Annotated in this window: 17 protein-coding genes and 1 riboswitch; of the genes, 7 read left to right on the plus strand and 10 right to left on the minus strand. The window is 41.2% G+C overall.

Annotated elements, in window-relative coordinates; translation table 11 throughout:
- The first annotated feature begins 40 nt into the window (after nt 1-40).
- Nucleotides 41-130: riboswitch (TPP riboswitch) on the plus strand.
- Nucleotides 131-178: 48 nt separating this feature from the next.
- From FC32_RS01885 to FC32_RS01915, 7 genes are all read left to right on the plus strand, one after another.
- The gene (locus tag FC32_RS01885) at nt 179-742 is read left to right on the plus strand and encodes an ECF transporter S component (RefSeq protein ID WP_025087576.1); all 564 of its coding nucleotides are present in this window, start codon (nt 179-181) and stop codon (nt 740-742) included.
- Nucleotides 739-2,163 carry an ATP-binding cassette domain-containing protein gene (locus FC32_RS01890; RefSeq protein WP_025087575.1) on the plus strand — a complete coding sequence of 475 codons (1,425 nt, stop codon included), beginning with the start codon at nt 739-741 and terminating at the stop codon, nt 2,161-2,163. Before FC32_RS01885 ends, FC32_RS01890 begins: the two co-directional genes overlap by 4 nt.
- Complete coding sequence (locus FC32_RS01895; RefSeq protein WP_025087574.1) at nt 2,144-2,809, plus strand: energy-coupling factor transporter transmembrane component T family protein; 666 nt, start codon at nt 2,144-2,146, stop codon at nt 2,807-2,809. The genes FC32_RS01890 and FC32_RS01895 overlap by 20 nt, the downstream gene beginning before the upstream one ends.
- A gap of 178 nt (nt 2,810-2,987) precedes the next feature.
- The gene (locus tag FC32_RS01900; RefSeq protein ID WP_025087573.1) at nt 2,988-4,217 is read left to right on the plus strand and encodes an acetate/propionate family kinase; all 1,230 of its coding nucleotides are present in this window, start codon (nt 2,988-2,990) and stop codon (nt 4,215-4,217) included.
- 104 nt (nt 4,218-4,321) lie between these two features.
- The gene (locus tag FC32_RS01905) at nt 4,322-6,694 is read left to right on the plus strand and encodes a phosphoketolase family protein (RefSeq protein WP_025087572.1); all 2,373 of its coding nucleotides are present in this window, start codon (nt 4,322-4,324) and stop codon (nt 6,692-6,694) included.
- Between the two features lie 97 nt (nt 6,695-6,791).
- A complete protein-coding gene (locus FC32_RS01910) occupies nt 6,792-7,376 on the plus strand; it encodes a histidine phosphatase family protein (RefSeq protein WP_056957226.1) in 585 nt (194 codons plus the stop codon).
- Nucleotides 7,377-8,294, plus strand: coding sequence for a UbiA family prenyltransferase (locus FC32_RS01915; protein ID WP_025087571.1), 918 nt, complete (start codon nt 7,377-7,379; stop codon nt 8,292-8,294).
- Between the two features lie 46 nt (nt 8,295-8,340).
- Here FC32_RS01915 and FC32_RS01920 read toward each other — a convergent pair whose 3' ends face one another.
- The 10 genes from FC32_RS01920 to FC32_RS01965 all read right to left on the minus strand — a co-directional run.
- Nucleotides 8,341-8,664, minus strand: a complete 324-nt coding sequence (locus FC32_RS01920) for a hypothetical protein (protein ID WP_025087570.1) — start codon at nt 8,662-8,664, stop codon at nt 8,341-8,343.
- Between the two features lie 95 nt (nt 8,665-8,759).
- The gene (locus FC32_RS01925) at nt 8,760-10,682 is read right to left on the minus strand and encodes a copper-translocating P-type ATPase (RefSeq protein ID WP_035460052.1); all 1,923 of its coding nucleotides are present in this window, start codon (nt 10,680-10,682) and stop codon (nt 8,760-8,762) included.
- Nucleotides 10,679-11,053 (minus strand): cupredoxin domain-containing protein, encoded by a 375-nt coding sequence (locus tag FC32_RS01930; protein WP_035460050.1) that lies wholly within the window; start codon nt 11,051-11,053, stop codon nt 10,679-10,681. Before FC32_RS01930 ends, FC32_RS01925 begins: the two co-directional genes overlap by 4 nt.
- A gap of 110 nt (nt 11,054-11,163) precedes the next feature.
- Nucleotides 11,164-11,907 carry an ABC transporter permease gene (locus FC32_RS01935; RefSeq protein ID WP_056957227.1) on the minus strand — a complete coding sequence of 248 codons (744 nt, stop codon included), beginning with the start codon at nt 11,905-11,907 and terminating at the stop codon, nt 11,164-11,166.
- The gene (locus FC32_RS01940; RefSeq protein ID WP_056957228.1) at nt 11,901-12,629 is read right to left on the minus strand and encodes an ATP-binding cassette domain-containing protein; all 729 of its coding nucleotides are present in this window, start codon (nt 12,627-12,629) and stop codon (nt 11,901-11,903) included. The genes FC32_RS01935 and FC32_RS01940 overlap by 7 nt, the downstream gene beginning before the upstream one ends.
- Nucleotides 12,629-13,594, minus strand: a complete 966-nt coding sequence (locus FC32_RS01945) for an ABC transporter substrate-binding protein (protein WP_025088084.1) — start codon at nt 13,592-13,594, stop codon at nt 12,629-12,631. The genes FC32_RS01940 and FC32_RS01945 overlap by 1 nt, the downstream gene beginning before the upstream one ends.
- Nucleotides 13,595-13,728: 134 nt before the next feature.
- A complete protein-coding gene (locus FC32_RS01950; protein ID WP_025088085.1) occupies nt 13,729-15,336 on the minus strand; it encodes a putative polysaccharide biosynthesis protein in 1,608 nt (535 codons plus the stop codon).
- A gap of 146 nt (nt 15,337-15,482) precedes the next feature.
- Nucleotides 15,483-16,190, minus strand: a complete 708-nt coding sequence (locus FC32_RS01955; RefSeq protein WP_025088086.1) for a glucosamine-6-phosphate deaminase — start codon at nt 16,188-16,190, stop codon at nt 15,483-15,485.
- A gap of 89 nt (nt 16,191-16,279) precedes the next feature.
- A complete protein-coding gene (locus FC32_RS01960) occupies nt 16,280-16,972 on the minus strand; it encodes an N-acetylmannosamine-6-phosphate 2-epimerase (protein WP_025088087.1) in 693 nt (230 codons plus the stop codon).
- Nucleotides 16,973-17,107: 135 nt separating this feature from the next.
- Nucleotides 17,108-18,439, minus strand: a 1,332-nt coding sequence (locus FC32_RS01965) for an LPXTG cell wall anchor domain-containing protein (protein ID WP_156398995.1), incomplete at its 5' end; no start/stop codon positions are given.

Consider the following 18,439-nt stretch of genomic DNA (forward strand, 5'->3'; position numbering starts at 1 on the left):
AAAACGATTTACAGGACTCTGATCTTTTGCTAGACTTTCCTTAAACGAGCTGGGGTGCCATTTGGCTGAGAAATACCCATATTCACCTGATCTGGTTAATACCAGCGGAGGGAGCTTGAACGGTCGACGTCTATCCGGACGTCTTACCCCTGCTTGTCACTAAGTAGGGGGTTTTTTTATGCAAACTTATCAACAAAAAAAGCGACATTGGCAAGTCAAAGACATCATCTTTTTAGCGATTATCGCAGCCTTTTTTGGCTTGATCTACCAAGGTTCAAGCTATCTTTATTATGCTTTAGCCGCAACTTTTCTTAAACCATATGCAAACGACTTGATGCTTGGGATCTGGCTAATGGCTGGGCCACTAGCTGCGATCTTATTGAAACGTCCTGGGGCTGCTTTTTTAGGTGAATTTCTCGCTGCTACCACTGAAATGCTGCTCTTTTCTAGCTGGGGCGCTGCAAACTTGATCACCGGTGCCATCCAAGGAGCTGCCAGTGAACTTGGTTTTGCTAGCCAAAAATACCAAAACTGGGGCAAAAAAGCCTTATTTTTCTCGGTTCTTTGGTCAACGGTGCTCACCTTTATTTGGGACTATTTTCAAAGTGGTTACCAAGCTTATTCAGGCACAATGTTACTGACATTATTTTTCCTGCGCTTTTTATCACTCGGCTTTTTTGACGGGATCTTGATCTATCAGATCGCTAAATTATTGCAGAAGGCTCAGGTGCTTGAGCGATGATACAACTGGAGATCAAAGACTTGACCTTTACCTACCAAAAAGGCCAAAAACCGGTATTTGAACGGTTAAACTTTGCCGTCGAACCACAAACTTGGAGTCTCTTAGTGACCCCATCTGGCAAAGGAAAATCTACGTTGTTTAAACTTTTAAGTGGGCTTTATCCCCAATATGGTGGCCACATCAGTTCAGGTGGTGTCTTTTTAGATGGTTATGCTTTAAGTGATGTCGTTTCATTTGAGCGAGCTAAACGGATCTCTTTACTCTTCCAAGATCCCAGTCGGCGCTTTAACATGAAAAATTTATCCGAACAACTCACCTTTTTGCTCGAAAATCTCCAACTGCCACCAGAAAAGATCAAGGCGCGTAAACAACAAGTCTTACGTGAGCTTGGCTTAGAAGACTTACGAGCACGACCGTTTAACCAAATGTCTGGAGGCCAAAAACAACAAGCTGCCTTGGCATGTGCTTTAGCAAGCGATAGCGAAATCATCTTACTTGATGAACCCTTCGCTAACGTTGATCATGACAGCAAAAAACGTCTTTTGTTGCTGTTAAAACACATCAAAGAAACGACGACTAAAACAGTCATCATTGCTGATCATGATCCTACGGGCTACTTTGAATTACTCGATTTTTGTTATGAATTTTCTGCTCAAAATGATCGGTTAATAAAAGTACCAAAGCAAAAATACGTCACACGTGAAACATTTCCCACCATCACACCGAAGTCTTTGAATCACGGGGACTTGCAGTGGCATAACTTAAAACTCACACGTCAAGCGCATACCTTGCTTAAACCCAATACTTTTACCCTACCTAAGGGGCAAATAGGTCTTTTAAGTGGTGCTAATGGTGCCGGTAAGACGACTTTCTTTTATGCTTTATGTCAGCTTTATCCACTCACAGCTGGTAAAATCACCTTTAACGGACAAAAACCACCCCGTTTTAGAAAGAGTCGCTGGGCTAAATATGTTTCTTTGATGTTTCAAGATGCCACCGACCAATTTATTTGCGCAACTGTCGGTGAAGAAATAGCTTTAGCTGCTAAAAACACCCTTGCTCCTAAGTATTGGGATAAATCGCGGATCACTACTGCTTTAGAACAATTAGGTTTGTCCGAATTGACTGGGCGCTCGATCTATCATCTTTCGGGTGGCCAACAAAAACGACTGCAACTGCTAGTCGTCTTGATCATGGCTCAACCAGTTTTGTTATTAGACGAACCCTTTGCCAGCCTTGATCAAGCAATGGTCAAAAAAGCGCTCGCCTTACTTACCGCAAGTTGCCAAGCTCTAAACACAAGCATTTTAGTGATCTCACATCAACGCAATAACATCACTACTAAAATGGATTACGAGTTGCGCTTAGATAATCAGCAGCTAGTATTTTTAGGGGGTCAACATGAAAATGTTTCGCCTTAATGCTTCGATCTTAGTCTTGATCATGTTTGGACTCGGACTACAGATCGCATTTTCGCACAGTTTTTTAGCTAACTTAGTCGTTTGTTGTTTTTGCCTAGGTTATTTATTACTGAGCGCAGCCGATTTGAAAAAGCTCGGACTAGTGTTATTGTTTACTTTACCGCTCGCCCTTGGAACTTGGTGGTCATTTATCAAATTTAGCACTCAAGATCCATGGCAAAATGCTTTACTATACACTAGTCGACTCTATGCTTATCTCTTATTAGGCGCTAGTTTATTATTGAGTTATTCACTAGAGAAGATCTTATTTAGCCTCTCGTATCGGCTTAAACTTTCGACCACTTTTGTTTATGGCTTTTTAGCCGCGGCTAACTTGCTTAGCTCATTAAAAAAACAACTTCAAGTGATCCGTTACTCAGCTTATAGTCGCGGAACTAAGTATCACTTCTATCGCCCAGGAATCTATTTACGCCTTGTCGTAACGGCTCTTTCATGGTCAGAAGCCCTAGCCCAAGCAATGACTGCGCAAGGCTTTTCGGAAGGTTATCCGCGGACGCGCGTTTTTAGCGACTCTTTACCCAAATGGCAATGGGGACTTTTATTTTTGAGCCTGATTGGTTATTTAGCACTTGTAATTTGGACCTAAAAAAACTAATTTACTTTAAAGAGCATTCACGAAATTTTTTTGGGGCGTGAGTGCTCTTTTTGTTGCAACGTTTTACGGATAATTGTGCACCAATTCACAAACTAAAGCGTTTACAATATTTATCACTTAGCTTATGATAAAAGTGCAATATTCAGAAAAGAAAGGGGCTTTGCTGATTATGGAAAAAACATTAGTCATCAACTCTGGGAGCTCAAGTTTAAAGTTTAAGTTATACGCCATCCCGACTGAGGAGGTCTTAGCTAGTGGTCTGATCGATCGCATCGGCATCAATGGTTCAAGTGTCACAGTCAAATATGCGGGGAAAAAATACCACGAAGAAGTTGCGATCGCTGATCATGCCGTGGCGGTCGAATTATTGTTAGAACTGCTACGAAAACTCCATCTCATCGCTTCACTTGATGAGATCACCGCCGTTGGGCACCGTGTCGTTGCCGGCGGAGAAGAATTTGATCATTCTGTCGTGATCGATGATGAAGTCATCCGAAAGATCGATGACTTAAGTGACATGGCACGCTTGCACAATCCCGCCAACCTTTTAGGGATCAAGATCTTCAAAAAACTCTTACCAAATGCGTTGGCGGTCGCATCCTTTGATACTGCTTATCACCATTCAATGCCCGCTAAAAACTATCTCTATAGCGTCCCTTACGAATGGTACGAAAAATACGGGGTACGGCGTTATGGTGCTCACGGGATCAGCCACCGTTATGTCGCCCGTCAAGCAGCCGCTATGTTACAACGTCCGTTAGACGAACTCAAATTGATTTCTTGTCATTTAGGTGCAGGGGCTTCGCTTTGTGCGATCAAAGATGGATTATCCTTTGATACGACGATGGGCTTTACCCCACTAACGGGCTTAACGATGGCAACTCGTTCAGGCGACGTGGATGTTGAATTAGTCAACTACATGATGAAAAAACTCAAGATCACCGATCCAGATGAAATGATCTCGATCTTAACTAAAGATTCTGGACTTCTAGGCGTTTCGGGCGTTTCTTCCGACATGCGCGATGTCATCGCCGCTAAAGAAGCAGGTAATGAACGGGCTGCAATGGCAGTTGCACTTTTTGTCAAAAATATCGTCCGCTATATTGGCCAATATTATGTTGAAATGAAAGGTTTGGACGGTATCATTTTCACGGCAGGCATTGGCGAAAACTCCGTGCCGATCCGCCAAATGGTTTGTGATGAATTAGCCTTTATGGGCGTCAAACTCGATCCAACCGCTAATGCTAAAGGTGGCGAAAACATTATTTCTACTCCTGATTCCACCATTTCTGTTCTCTGTGTTCCAACCGATGAGGAATTAATGATCTCTCGTGATATTGAGATCATCAAGCTCCAACAAAAAGAAGAACTTAGTCAGGACGAAAAGCCTTTATTATAACGTTTTTAAATTTGGTACGTTCCAAATTTAAAAGTGGTTGACATTTTTAGAGAAAACGTTATTATTATAAGTGTAGAAAGAAAATACCAAAAGGAGATTTAGCCATGACTGTAGATTACTCATCAAAAGAATATTTAGATAAATTGGATGCTTACTGGCGCGCAGCAAACTATGTTTCGGTCGGTCAGCTTTACTTAAAAGACAACCCACTTTTGCGTCGTCCATTAGAAGCATCTGACGTTAAGGTTAAACCAATTGGTCACTGGGGAACGATCTCAGGCCAAAACTTTATTTATGCTCACTTAAACCGTGTCATCAATAAATATGACCTTGATATGTTTTACGTTGAGGGCCCTGGCCACGGCGGTCAAGTAATGGTTTCTAACTCATATCTTGACGGTAGTTATACAGAACTTTTCCCAGAGATCACCCAAGACGTTGAAGGGATGAAAAAACTCTTCAAACGCTTCTCTTTCCCTGGCGGAATTGCTTCTCACGCCGCACCTGAAACACCAGGTTCGATCCATGAAGGTGGCGAATTAGGTTACTCCCTTTCCCACTCTACTGGTGCTGTCTTAGATAATCCTGATTTGATCGTAGTTGCAGTCATTGGTGACGGTGAAGCCGAAACTGGTCCTTTAGCAGCATCATGGATGTCTAACAAATTTATCAACCCGATCAACGACGGGGCTGTGTTACCGATCTTAGACTTAAACGGGTTTAAGATCTCTAACCCAACGATCTTATCACGTGAATCTGATGAAAACTTACGCAAGTACTTTGAAGGTCTTGGTTGGGAACCAATCTTTGTGGAAGGTACTGATCCACAAAAGATGCACCCTGAAATGGCTGCTGCTTTAGATAAAGCGATCGAAAAGATCAAAGCTATCCAAGAAAACGCACGTAAAAACAACGATAGTTCCTTACCAGTTTGGCCAATGATCGTCTTCCGTGCTCCTAAAGGCTGGACAGGTCCAAAAGAATGGGACGGCAAGCCAATCGAAAACTCATTTAGAGCTCACCAAATTCCGATTCCAGTTGACCAAAACGACATGACTCATGCCGATGCCTTAGTTGAATGGTTAGAAAGCTACCGTCCAGAAGAATTATTCGATGAAAAAGGTGCTTTGATCCCTGAATTAGCCGAATTAACACCAAAAGGCAACAAGCGTATGGCAATGAACCCACATACAAACCCAGGTTCATTGATCCGTGACCTTGCATTACCTGATTACCGTGATTACGCCGTTGATACGACAACACCTGGTAAGAACATCGAACAAGATATGACTGTCCTTGGTCGTTACTTAGAAGACGTGGTCAAAGCTAACGAAGCTAACAAGAACTTCCGGATCTTTGGACCAGACGAAACAATGTCCAACCGTTTAGCTCCAGTCTTTAAAGAAACTAACCGTCAATGGATGTTAGACATCAAAGAACCTAACGATGAATTTATGGCTCCAGCTGGCCGAATCATCGACTCCCAACTTTCCGAACACCAAGATGAAGGCTTCTTAGAAGGTTATGTCTTGACTGGTCGCCATGGTTTCTTTGCTTCATACGAATCATTCTTACGGGTAGTTGACTCCATGTTGACCCAACACTTCAAGTGGTTACGTAAAGCTAAAGACTTATCTTGGAGAACAGATGTGCCTTCCTTAAACGTAGTGGCAACATCAACTGTCTTCCAACAAGACCACAACGGTTATACTCACCAAGATCCAGGTCTTTTAGGCCACTTAGCTGATAAGAAACCTGAATTTATCCGTGAATATTTACCAGCTGACGCTAACTCATTATTAGCTGTCTTTGATAAAGTCTTAAATGACCGCAACAAGATTAACTTGATCGTTTCATCTAAGCACCCACGTCAACAATTCTATTCTGCTGCTGAAGCAAAAGAATTAGTTGATAAAGGTCTTAAGATCATCGATTGGGCTTCAACCGATCAAAATGCTGAACCAGATATCGTGATCGCTGCAGCTGGGACAGAACCTAACTTAGAAGCTTTAGCAGCTATCTCGATCTTGCATGAAAAATTACCTGACTTGAAGATCCGCTTCATCAACGTGGTCGACTTATTGAAACTCAGAAGTCCTAAAGTTGACCCTCGTGGCTTGAGCGACGAAGAATTCGACATGTACTTCACTAAAGACAAACCAATCGTCTTTGCTTTCCACGGCTTTGAAGGTTTGATCCGTGACATCTTCTTTGATCGTCACAACCACAACATCAAGATCCACGGTTACCGTGAAAACGGTGATATCACAACACCATTTGATATGCGTGTCTTGAACCAAATGGATCGTTTCGACTTAGTGAAGTCAGCTGTCTTAAGCTTGCCAAATGCCGACAAGTACGGTGAATTAGCTGCTGAAATGGATAGCATCGTTGCTAAACATCACCAATATATCCGTGATGAAGGTACTGATCTCCCAGAAGTTGAAAACTGGGAATGGAAACCTTTAAATAAATAATTCCATACAAAAAAGCTCACAGTAAAAAAGTGAGCTTTTTGTTTGTTATCCCCCCTATTTTGCGCTAAGCTTTAAGCAAAATGAGGGGGGATTTTTTATGACAACGATCTATCTAGTTCGTCACGGACAAAGCCAAGCAAATGAAGCTGGGATCATGCAAGGAAGCCAAATCGACACACCATTGACCGAATTGGGGAAGGAACAAGCTTTATTTGCTAAAGAAAAATTACAAGGAATCTTTTTTGACCAAAGTTACGCCAGCCCACTTAAGCGTGCCAAGCAAACAGCTAAGATCATCACACGCAAAGATCCACGCTTAGACAAACGGCTCTTGGAATTTGATTATGGTAGTTGGGATGGCCAAAAGCTAAGTGACATCTACCAAAAATACGCCCAATATTTTGATGAAAATTACAATCTTTTGCCTAATTCCTGGGAAGCTTCAGGTGGGCAAACATATGCGGAAGTGACCACTAAAGTAAAAAGTTTTTTGACCGATGTGCAAAAAAAGCACAAAAACGAAACTATTTTAGTTGTCAGCCATGGTTTCACGATCAAATTATTAGTTGCTTACCTACTAGACATTGGTAAACTTGAAAGCTTAAATGAGCCCGCGAACGCTTCTGTCACTAAGATCGTTTTGAAAAATGATACCCAAACTTTATTTTATTACGGAAAATAGGTGAATCTCTTGTCACATTTAACACAATTTAAAGCACTCGTCCAAGCACAAACAACGATGCTATCAGCATTACCATTTATTTTAGGCATGATCTTTGCCGGTTTTTATTACCACCACATTAACTGGGGGCTGTCTTTGTTACTACTAGTAGCAGCAATTTTATTTCATTTAGCAATCAACGGACACAATCAAGTAACTGATTTTATGCGCTATCAAAATGCTCCAGACACCACCGAAAGTACCAATAACATCATCAAACGGTTCAATATTCCACTTAACTGGGCTAAAGGTGTCATCGTCATCCTAATTGCCTTAGCTGCCTTGATCGGTCTATGGCTAACGTGGCTTAGTGGCTGGCCGTTACTCTTGTTAGGAGGACTGAGTTTTTTGGTCGGTTATGCTTACTCGGGCGGACCGTTACCGATCCTAAAGAGTCCTTTTGGTGAAATTGCTTCTGGACTGGCAATGGGCCTAAATATCACTTTGATCGGGCTTTACATCAATATTTACAATACCGCAACTTTTGCTAACGCCTTTTGGCTCAAGGGCCTGATTGTTTCGCTACCGGCAATTTTTACGATTGCTAACATTATGTTGGCCAATAACATCTGCGACCTAGCCGAAGACCAACTGACTGGTCGCAAGACTTTAGTGCATTATCTCGGGATCAAAGCAAGTTTAAAGCTGTTATGTGCAAATTACATCTTTAGTTATCTTGGAATCATCTTAGCTACTTGTTTAGGCTACCTTCCTTGGCTTGCTTTAGGTAGTCTCTTAACGATTCCACCGGTTTATCAAAAGATCAAAGTGTTTGTGGAAAAACCACAAAAAACGACCACCTTTTTCAATAATTTAATTGCTTTACACTTGATTTTGATTAGTCTGCTCTTATTTAGCCTTTTAGGTCTATGGTTATAATATCCAAAAAATGCACGGGACACTGGTTTCCGTGCTTTTTTGTGCTTTACAGCAGTGGTCCAGCAACTCCACGCAAATTTTGGTGGGCTTCTGCTTGGATGAAAGCAACTAAATTTTGCCAACAAGTTCTTTGCGCTGACGAAAGTTGCAATTCTTTAAAACCTATCAGATCCGATAAGCGACTATATAATTTCAATAAGGCATAATCTGAAGCCTTGTAGCTTTTTTGATCATCTTTTAAGCTACTAAGAGTTTCTGCTAGCAAAGTATCTACTTCCCTAGTTATCTTTGATGCTTGTGATGTCTCACGTAAACTATCGCCCAACAATTTTACTAACCAATATGCTTTAATGCGTAAGGCTTTATCCATTTACCACATCCCCTTTCAAGCAAACGGTTACATTTTAATTATAACAAAGAACGCCCAAAATCCTACTGAATCTTAAGCGTTCTTTTTAGCATATATTAGGCAACACTGATTTTTGCTTTATTCAAGAGTAATGAACTTCCGACAACTGAGATCGAGCTAAATGCCATTGCCAAACCGGCTAATTCTGGACTAAGCGTTAAGCCGATCCCGACAAATAACCCGGCTGCGATCGGCAGACCAACGATATTGTAAATAAACGCCCAAAAGAGATTTAACTTGATTCGATCAAAGGTCTTTTTACTTAATTCAAGCGCTTTAACTACTCCTAAAAGGTCATTGTGTACCAACACGATCCCACCAGCTTCGATCGCAATATCAGAGCCCGCGCCCATTGCGATCCCGACATCAGCTGTACTTAATGCGGGGGCATCATTGATCCCATCACCAACAAAACCTGTTTTGCCGTCACGTTGTTGCACTTGTTTGATGTAATCAGCCTTTTCTTGGGGTAATACTTCAGCAATAACTTCATCGATCCCGACTTCTTTAGCGATCGCTTGAGCAGCCCGTTTATTATCACCGGTCAGCATCACTGGTTTAAGCCCTTGTTGTTTCAGTAAACTAATGGCTTGTTTAGAAGTTGCTTTAGGTGCATCTTGAATAGCGATCATCCCGATCACTTGTTGAGCTAAACCAACTAAGACCACCGTTTTACCTTCATTTTGCAACTGGGTGAACATTTCTTGTTGTTGTGTGCTCAAAGTTACATCTGTTAAGAAGCGGTCATTGCCAATAAAAGCAGTTTGACCATCAAACTCCGCCGTAACGCCCATACCGCGTAAGGCTTTAAAATCTTTGACTGGTTTAGTTGTGACCTGTGTCTCTTTAGCTTGCTTTAAAATAGCCAAGGCTAATGGATGTTCCGAAGTTTCTTCCAAACTAGCCGCAACTTGTAAGACTAACTTTTGGTCGTGACCCAAAATATCAGTTACGACTGGTTTTCCCGCCGTGATCGTCCCAGTTTTATCAAAGACGATCGTTTTTAGTTGTTCTACTTCTTCTAAAACTTCACCGTTTTTGATCAAAACACCCATTTTAGCACTACGACCAGTTCCGACCATTAAAGCGGTTGGCGTTGCTAAACCTAACGCACATGGACAAGCGATCACGATCACAGCGATCGCATAAAGTAAGGCTTGGATCATTGTAGCTCCTAAAAAGACATACCAGACCGTATACGTTAAGATTGCCAAGATCACCACGATTGGCACAAAGTAATTAGCGATTTTATCGGTCATTTTTTGGATCGGCGCATGACTTGTCTGAGCCTTCTTGACTAATTCAACAATTTGAGCCAATAACGTATCATCGCCGACTTTATCTGCTTTAAAGACAAACGCCCCGTTAGAATTTAACGTTGAACCAATAACCTTGTCGCCCACTTTCTTTTCAACGGGCATACTCTCACCTGTGACCATTGATTCATCGACCAACGATTCACCTTCCGTGATCTGACCATCAACAGCAATTTTTTCACCTGGTTTTACTCGGATAAGATCGCCCACTTTGATCTGTGCCAAAGGAACTTTAACTACTTGACCACCGCGGATCACGTTAGCGTCTTTTGCTTGTAGATCAAGTAACTTTTCAACTGCACTTGAAGCGTTATTACGCATGCGTTCTTCAAATACTTGGCCTAACAAAACAAAGACCGTGATAAACGCTGCACTTTCAAAGTAAACTGCTCTGCCAGTAAACATCGCAAAAATACTGTAAAAGTAAGCTACGGCTGTTCCTAGCGCTACTAAGGTATCCATATTAGCGTTATGGTGTTTAAAAGCAGCCCACGCACTTTGCCAAAATGGCAAGGCAGTAAACGCCATGATCAAAGTCGTCGCCACAAAAGCGATCCAATTATAACCTGGCATTATCCAGCCAAAAGCCATGCCGATCATTGCGAACAACATCGGAAGTGATAAAACCAAAGCTAACCAAAAACGCTTTTCATATGACATCATTTTACGATCACCTTCCCGTGGAACATGTTCATCCCGCAAGCATAATCAAATTCGCCTGCCTTGCTAGTGTCGATCTTGATTGCCGACTTTTCACCTTGTGGCAACGTTTGATTGATTCCAAGATCAGAAAAGACAACTTTTTCTAAACAGCTTGAAGGATCTTTACGCTCAAACACAACTTCTCCTGGCACACCTTGTTTTAACACAACTGTATTAGGCGTATAACCACCATCAACCACAACTTCTACTTTTTGCATTGCTCCATCTTTCATTTCTGCTTGTACCTCCGCTTGTTCATGTTTACCAAAAAACCACCAACTAATAAAACCGATCAAAACAACTGCAACAATTAAGGTTATTACTTGAATCATCTCACTTGCCTTCTTTCGTTTACATTCGTAATCTTTAACTTCATAATACACCTTCGTTTACAATTGTCAACAAAAAATTCGACCAAAAATTTTTGGCCGAATTTTTTAGCTTATTTATCTTTTTGCCACCGTAAACAATAGTGTTCAATTAAACTGATCAGCGAAAAAAGCAGAAATGAAACCACACTGATCACAATGATCCCACCAAACATCGCCAAATAATCAAGCCGATTCCATTGATCCATGATAAAATACCCCATTCCGTACTGGGTGCCATAGATCTCCGTAAAAAAGAGCGTCGCAATGGCGGTACCAAGGGCAATCTTTAAGCTTGATAAAAAGCCGGCTAGACTAGCTGGCCAAGTCACTGCCCAAAACATCGTCCAGCGATTCGCATGTAAAACTTCTAAGACTTGATACATTGAACTAGGAACTTGCGAAACTGCATCTCGCACCCCGATGATAATTTGAAAAACAATGATCAAACTGATCATGATGATCTTCGAAGCATTACCTAAGCCTGCCAACAACATAACTACCGGTAAAAAAGCGATCTTAGGCATAGGATAAGTAAAGTACACTAATGGATCAAATAATTGTCCAAACTTGGGGAAACGCACACTTGCGATCCCCAAAGGCACCCCGATCACCGTTGCCCAAAATAAACTCCACCCTAGCCGATATAAACTAAAATAAATATTCCACCAAAGATCAAGTCCAACTAACTGAGGAAAATAACTATAAACTGCCCAAGGAGTTGGCAATAAGGGGCGATTGACTAAGAGTGCAGCAACCGCCCAAATAGCATGCAAGATAAACAGTGCGTATAAAAGACGAAGAAATTTTTTCACCATTGTCTTTTCACCTCTGCTTCAAGCTCACTTAAAACTTGCGTTAAGACCTTGGCTTCGGTCCGACTATCATAGTCTAAATCTCCCAGCGGATTAGTGATCAACTGCGGTTTATTAGGCGTTAGTAATAAAATCTGGTCACTTAATAAGAGTGCTTCTTTTAAATCATGTGTTACTACTAAAGTCGTTACCGGCGTTTCTTGCCACTGTCTTAAAAAGAGTTGTTGCGCTTTTTGTTTGATCACTAGGTCTAACGCTGAGAAAGCTTCATCTAGTAACAATAAATCAGGAGTAAGCGCAAAAGCACGCGCTAAGGCGACCCGTTGTTTTTGCCCTCCTGAAAGCTGATGTGGGTAGCGTTTAAGTAATGAAGTCAAGCCTAAAGCTGCATAAAGTGCCTGTAATTTAGGCTGATCTTTACCGCCCTTTTTTTCTTTGACCTTAAGTGCTAAAAGCACGTTTTGTTCGACTGTTTTCCACGGCAATAAGCCATAATCTTGAGGAACTAAGGCGATCGTTTGAGCTTTAGTATCTAATGGGTGGCCGTTTAACAAGATCTCACCTTGATGGGATAAGAGCCCCGTAATTGCATTTAAGAGCGATGTTTTCCCACTTCCCGAGGGTCCTAAAACAGCGAGGATCGTGTTATCGGCTAACTCAAAGGATAACTTGGAAAAAACAACTTTAGCTTGATATTTGACCGTTAGATCTCTTACTTGAAACATTAATCAGTCACCGAAAGTTGGTATTTAGCAGGATCAACATTTTCCTTTAAGACGCCTTCACTTTTAGCGTATTCAAAAGCTTCTTTTAAAGTTGATTCAGCAACTTTTTGTGCCTTAGTATAATGCGGTAACGTATAGCTCTTAGCTACACTTTCTGGGAAGCTAAGATTCTTGGTCAAAATCGTTTGATAATCGCTTGCTTGATGCTTGTTGATTTGAGCAACTGCTTTATTGTAGGCTTTGGTCAACTTAGCAACTGTTTCTTTATTTTGACTCGTCTTTTTATCTAAAGCTAAGATCGTTGTTTGATATTTAGTAGGGTTACTCTTAGCGATCTCCGTTAAACCTTGAGCTTTTGCCATGCTCAAAAATGGATCGGGTAAGATCGTAGCGTCGGCTTGTTTTTGTGCCACTAATTGTAACCGTACAGGGATCGAAGGAACTTCTTTGATCGTGACATCATCTGCTGACAAGCCATTTTTCTTTAGTTGTTGGTAAAGATAAAATGTTGGTGTTTGGCGTGAAAGCGTGGCGATCGTTTTGCCTTTTAGATCTGCTACGGTTTTGACCGAACTATCGCTAGTAACGATCCCAAAATAACCAGTTAAAGCAGTGGCACTCTTCCACCCTAATTTACCATTAACATAGCTTGCTAAAGCAACCACGTCTGTTACGGCACCATTTAATTGTCCGGCTGAGATCGCAGCGTCACGTTCAGTTGGTGATTTGAAACTAGTTAACTTGACATCAAGCCCTTCTTCTTTAAAATAGCCTTTTTCTTTTGCAACATATAATGGCAATGAATCTGGTGCGGGCATTGTTCCAAGATTTAAACTGACCGTTTTTTCACTCTTACTTGTCGACGAGCTCTTTTTAACACTATCTTCCTTTGGTGCACAAGCACTCAAGGTTAAACTGACGAGTGCAAAAACACTCAATAACGTCACCATTTTTTTTAATTTCATGATGATCCCCCTCAAATGATAAATTTTAAACCACTGAAAGTGTAAGAAAAAAATTATAGTCTGTCAACCAAAAAGATCGCACAAAATAAAACGAGTCTAACACTTGTAAAACAAGGCTAGACTCGCTTAATAATTTAATGTTTTCCTTTGGAAGATAGGGTTACTTTAAACCCAAAAATTTCTTTAAAGATTCCACTCTTATCTAAGAGGAAGATATACAATAAGAGGAATGCTCCCCCGAAAATAGCGGCGTAAAGAAATGCCATGATCTTATTTTCAGGAATATAAACCAACTTGATCAATTCGTTGGTCAATAGCGCCGTTAACGCGACTAGCAAGTTGATCACTACGATCAATTTAACGTTACGTAATTGCCCTTTTTGTAAATAACGGAGCTTGATCTGACCGTAGACCCCGATCGAGATCAACAAGAAAGATAGCGCCGTCGCACTAAGCGCTCCGTAAGCCCCCCAAAGATAGGTGAAAGGAACCTGTAATGCTAGTTTCAAAAAGATCCCTAACGTTAAGTAGCGTACGGCTAACCGGTGATTTCCTAATGATTGGATCACCGTGAATAGATCTGTAAAAACAGCTAAGACAATGCTTGTGACCAAGGCATATGCTAATAAGTGAGCTCCCAATTGACTGAAGGGGAAAAATACCCCGTTGACTTCCCACGCAAGGATCGCTAATAATAACGAACTTGGTAATAACGTCGTCAACATCAATTCGATATTTTGAGCGATCGTCCTACCGATCTGCTTTTTATCATGTTTTTTAGCTAAAGTTGCTAACAATGGTAAAGAAGATTCCGAAATTGCGATCGTTAAGGAAATCACGACCGTTGTGATCTTACTCGGGTTGGCTGAAAAATAAGTGTACAAGTTTTGCGCTTGTAACGAATCAAGCCCAGTAAGATCGACCATGATATCTTTAAAAGTCAGTTGGTCAATGAACTGATAAACCGTAATTGCTGAACCAACGTAGATAAATGGCAGAGCTTCTTTAAAAATGTTTTTAAAGATCGTAAAGACATCGAGCTTTTGGACCGGCAAACTTTCATGATAAAGCTGGCGGTATTGCCCCATTTGCTTACGTGCATAGGAGAGCAAATATATGTAACTGGCGATCCCACCAACAAATGTTGCAAAAGTACTATAGTTAACAGCCTTAATATAGCTTCCTTTTTGAACGATCATGATCCAATAGGTTGCCGTTAAGATGAAGATCACGCGGATCAATTGTTCCCATAACTGTGAGATCCCCATCGGCCGCATATCAGAATTTCCTTGGTAAAAACCACGAATCATACTCATTGGCGGTAAGATCACCAATGTTGGGACCATTACTCGAATCGCTGTTGTCGCCACTTCAGTCGAGACAACGGCACTTCTTTGCGCGATCATCGGTGCAAAAAAGTAAAGTAACAGGCCACATAATGAACCCGTAAATAGCATAAACAACAAGCCATACTTAAAGACATATAGACTATCTTTAAAGCGATTCTGACCGTTATATTCAGCCACTTGCCGTGCGATCGCAGTTGGGAAACCCGCTACCCCTAAAGTCAAGAAGAGCGCATAGGGTGTATAAGCTGCGTTAAAGATCGCTTGGGCCGCATTTTGGTCACTAGCTGAACCGATCATCATCAACCACGGGATCAAATAGATGATACCTAAGACCCGTGAAAAGATACTTCCAAGCATCATCCAAAAGGTTCCGGATAATAATTTGTTTTTCATTTTGACTCTCGCTTTTCAATATTGTTTACATTATTTACCATTATATACTAAATACTTAATTTTTTCTTTTAAAACTTCACTAAATATGCACCACAAAAACGCATAGCTATCCAGGAACTATGCGTTTTTCGTGAATTTTTATTAAATTATTTAGCTAGAAGTGTAGCAGCTTCTTCATCCACAATAACCGTTACCTGAGGATGGTTTTGCAAAACACTTGCCGGTACATCTTCGGTCATTGGGCCTTCGATCATTGCCTTGATTGCTTCCGCTTTATTTTTGCCAAAAGCTTCTAAGAGAATGTGCTTAGCGTTCATGATCTCGCCGATCCCCATCGAATAAGCATATTGAGGCACATCTTCTGGTTTATCAAAATAACGGGCATTCGCCTTGATCGTTGAATCGGTCAAATGAATCTTAGAAGTCTTGGAATCAAAAGCACTACCTGGTTCATTGAAACCAATGTGTCCATTTTCACCGATTCCTAACAATTGTAGATCGATCGGATTTTGAGCAATGATCTCACTATAATGTGCAGTTTCTTTAGCCGCATCTAAATCAGTCCCATCGGGTAAATATGACTTCTTGAACGGCTTTTCATCAAAAAGATGTTTTTGCATGTAGTAATGGTAGCTTTGTTCATCATTTGCACCTAAACCAACGTATTCATCCAAGTTGATCGAAACATCATCACTAAAATCAAGATCACTTTTAGTTAACTCAGCATAGGTGGTCTCTGGCGTTCCCCCCGTTGCTAACCCAAAAACTTTGGCACCGCTATCATGCTCGCGTTTAAAAATTTCAGCTGCTTTTTTTCCACCAGCGAATTTATCTTTTACTACAATAACTTCCATGATCCATTCTTCCTCCCGTATATTGGTATAGTCCAATTATAAAACTTATATTTACCTTTTGCAAGCGATATCCCTATTATGGAGCTACTTTATTTTTTTAACTCGGCGACAAAGCGTGCTGTGATCTCTTTTGGTCGCGTAATGGCGCCTCCAACAACAATACCAGCTACTCCCATTTTTTGAATCATAGCCGCTTGTTGTGGGGTATGGATCTTTCCTTCTGCTATCACATCTAGTCCAGCATCAACTAGGCCTTTGATCAATTCCAGATTTGGACCTGAAGTTGGTTTACTTTCTGCTGTATAGCCAGCTAAAGTTGTACCTACAAAATCTACCCCCGCTTTAGCAGCATTAACCCCTTCTTCTAAAGTAGAAATATCTGCCATCAGTAGCTGATCGGGATATTTTTCTTTGACTTTTTGAATAAATTCATTGATCGTTAAGCCGTCGTGACGTGGTCGCAAAGTACAATCTAATGCGATCACTTCCACACCAGTTTTGACTAGTTCATCAACTTCACGCATTGTTGCTGTAATATATGGTTTTTGTGGTGGATAGTCACGTTTAATGATCCCGATAAGTGGTAGATCGACAACTTCCTTTATTTCCATGATATCGCGCACCGAGTTAGCTCTGATCCCAACCGCGCCCCCTTGTTTAGCTGCTAATGCCAATAGTGGGATCACCCTACCTTCTTTAGTGTATAGTGGTTCATTTGGCAATGCCTGACACGAAACGATCAAACCTCCAGTAATTTGTTTTAAAAATTCAGCTTTTTTCATAAAAAAAACCTCCCTAACATTTTATCTTTCCCCTAAAATATAACACCACTTTAATAAAAATACTTAAGTATAGCTCTGAAATAAGCAATAAAAATAACGCCTCCCTAACATAAGGGAGGCGTTATTTAATTATAATTATTTATCTTCTTTGCGCTTCTTTTTACCAAGACCAAATAATCCTAGCAAACTAGCACTCAAAAGACCTAAACCAGCTAAAATAGTTTCACTGTTTTGTGAATCACCCATTTGTGGTAATTCGTTAGTTGCACCCGTTTGGGCTTGTTGTTTAGGTTGGCTTACTTTAGCTTCGGTCGTTGAAGTTGTAACCATTTGTTTTTCAGCAGTCGAAGTATTTGCGGTTGAGTTTGCAACAGTTGTGTTTTCAGTAGTTGAAACTTCCGTATCCACAGTAGGGGATTCTACCTCAACTTCAGGTTCTTGTACCGTATTATCAACTGTAGCCGCACTGATCAATTCATTAAGCGCAGTCTTAACATCATTTAATTGTTGTAAAGCAACTAAAGCTTGTTGTTCATAAACTTTAGCTTCACTAGCTGCTTGACGTGCGATCTCTTCATTTGCAATTGCTTCATCAGCTGCTTGGCGCGCAATTTCTTCAGCATCCTTAGCTTTTGCAGCTGCTGAACTTGCAATTTGGGCAGCTTCACTAGCTTTGGCTACATCACCAGCATTAGCATAGCTCGTGGCAGCACTTGCAGCGCTATTGGCAAATTCCATTGCTTCACTAGCAATTTGATCTGCATTAGCAGCAACTTCATAAGCTGCTGCTGCCTTTTGAGCTGCTTCGCTGGCTACATTAGCGGCACTTGTGGCTTTTTGAGCTGCGTTTTGAGCAAGATCTGCTAAGCTGTCAGCTTGACTTGCTAACTCACTTACTCCTGGAATATTTGCATTATCACTAGCAATTTGAGCAATTTCATCAGCTAGATCATTGCTATATTCGGCTGAGCTCGTGGCAACACTAGCACTTGAACTTGCAGCACTAGCGTAACTATTAGCTGCACTTGCAGCTGAGCTTGCTACAGAAGCATAGCTATCAACACTACCCTTAGTTGCTGTAGTTTCATTCGCTGCTTGACTTGCTTGGCTAGCATAACTATCAGCTAATTCACGGTTAATAGCATCGTTTGCTTCGCTTTGAGCATTTTGAGCTGTTTGCCATGCATTATTTGCTTCACTATTGTAGTTAGTAGCATCTTCGGCAGCACTCTTTGCGATTTCATCATTCTTGATGGCTGAACTTGCGGCTGAGCTGGCTGTGCTTTGTGCTTCACTTGCCACTGCTGCTGCGAAACTTGCTACACTTGCAGCACTGGATGCTTTGTCCTTGTCGCCTGCTTGAGCGTAGCTATTGGCTTCGCTAGCGGCACTATTTGCTGTTGAAGCGGCAGAACTTGCTACTGAGTCTGCTTGGCTTGCATCTTCATAGTTCTTCGTTGCTTCATC

This window comes from Ligilactobacillus apodemi DSM 16634 = JCM 16172, assembly GCF_001434405.1.
In the GTDB taxonomy this organism is placed as follows: Bacteria; Bacillota; Bacilli; order Lactobacillales; family Lactobacillaceae; genus Ligilactobacillus; species Ligilactobacillus apodemi.

Bases quoted from the DNA above. Each gene is read 5' to 3' on its own strand.
- FC32_RS01900 (WP_025087573.1), top strand. From the start codon at position 2,988: ATGGAAAAAACATTAGTCATCAACTCTGGGAGCTCAAGTTTAAAGTTT.
- FC32_RS01925 (WP_035460052.1), bottom strand. From the start codon at position 10,682: ATGATGTCATATGAAAAGCGTTTTTGGTTAGCTTTGGTTTTATCACTT.
- FC32_RS01935 (WP_056957227.1), bottom strand. From the start codon at position 11,907: ATGGTGAAAAAATTTCTTCGTCTTTTATACGCACTGTTTATCTTGCAT.
- FC32_RS01930 (WP_035460050.1), bottom strand. From the start codon at position 11,053: ATGATTCAAGTAATAACCTTAATTGTTGCAGTTGTTTTGATCGGTTTT.
- FC32_RS01885 (WP_025087576.1), top strand. From the start codon at position 179: ATGCAAACTTATCAACAAAAAAAGCGACATTGGCAAGTCAAAGACATC.
- FC32_RS01920 (WP_025087570.1), bottom strand. From the start codon at position 8,664: ATGGATAAAGCCTTACGCATTAAAGCATATTGGTTAGTAAAATTGTTG.
- FC32_RS01960 (WP_025088087.1), bottom strand. From the start codon at position 16,972: ATGAAAAAAGCTGAATTTTTAAAACAAATTACTGGAGGTTTGATCGTT.
- FC32_RS01890 (WP_025087575.1), top strand. From the start codon at position 739: ATGATACAACTGGAGATCAAAGACTTGACCTTTACCTACCAAAAAGGC.
- FC32_RS01905 (WP_025087572.1), top strand. From the start codon at position 4,322: ATGACTGTAGATTACTCATCAAAAGAATATTTAGATAAATTGGATGCT.
- FC32_RS01950 (WP_025088085.1), bottom strand. From the start codon at position 15,336: ATGAAAAACAAATTATTATCCGGAACCTTTTGGATGATGCTTGGAAGT.
- FC32_RS01895 (WP_025087574.1), top strand. From the start codon at position 2,144: ATGAAAATGTTTCGCCTTAATGCTTCGATCTTAGTCTTGATCATGTTT.
- FC32_RS01955 (WP_025088086.1), bottom strand. From the start codon at position 16,190: ATGGAAGTTATTGTAGTAAAAGATAAATTCGCTGGTGGAAAAAAAGCA.
- FC32_RS01940 (WP_056957228.1), bottom strand. From the start codon at position 12,629: ATGTTTCAAGTAAGAGATCTAACGGTCAAATATCAAGCTAAAGTTGTT.
- FC32_RS01910 (WP_056957226.1), top strand. From the start codon at position 6,792: ATGACAACGATCTATCTAGTTCGTCACGGACAAAGCCAAGCAAATGAA.
- FC32_RS01945 (WP_025088084.1), bottom strand. From the start codon at position 13,594: ATGAAATTAAAAAAAATGGTGACGTTATTGAGTGTTTTTGCACTCGTC.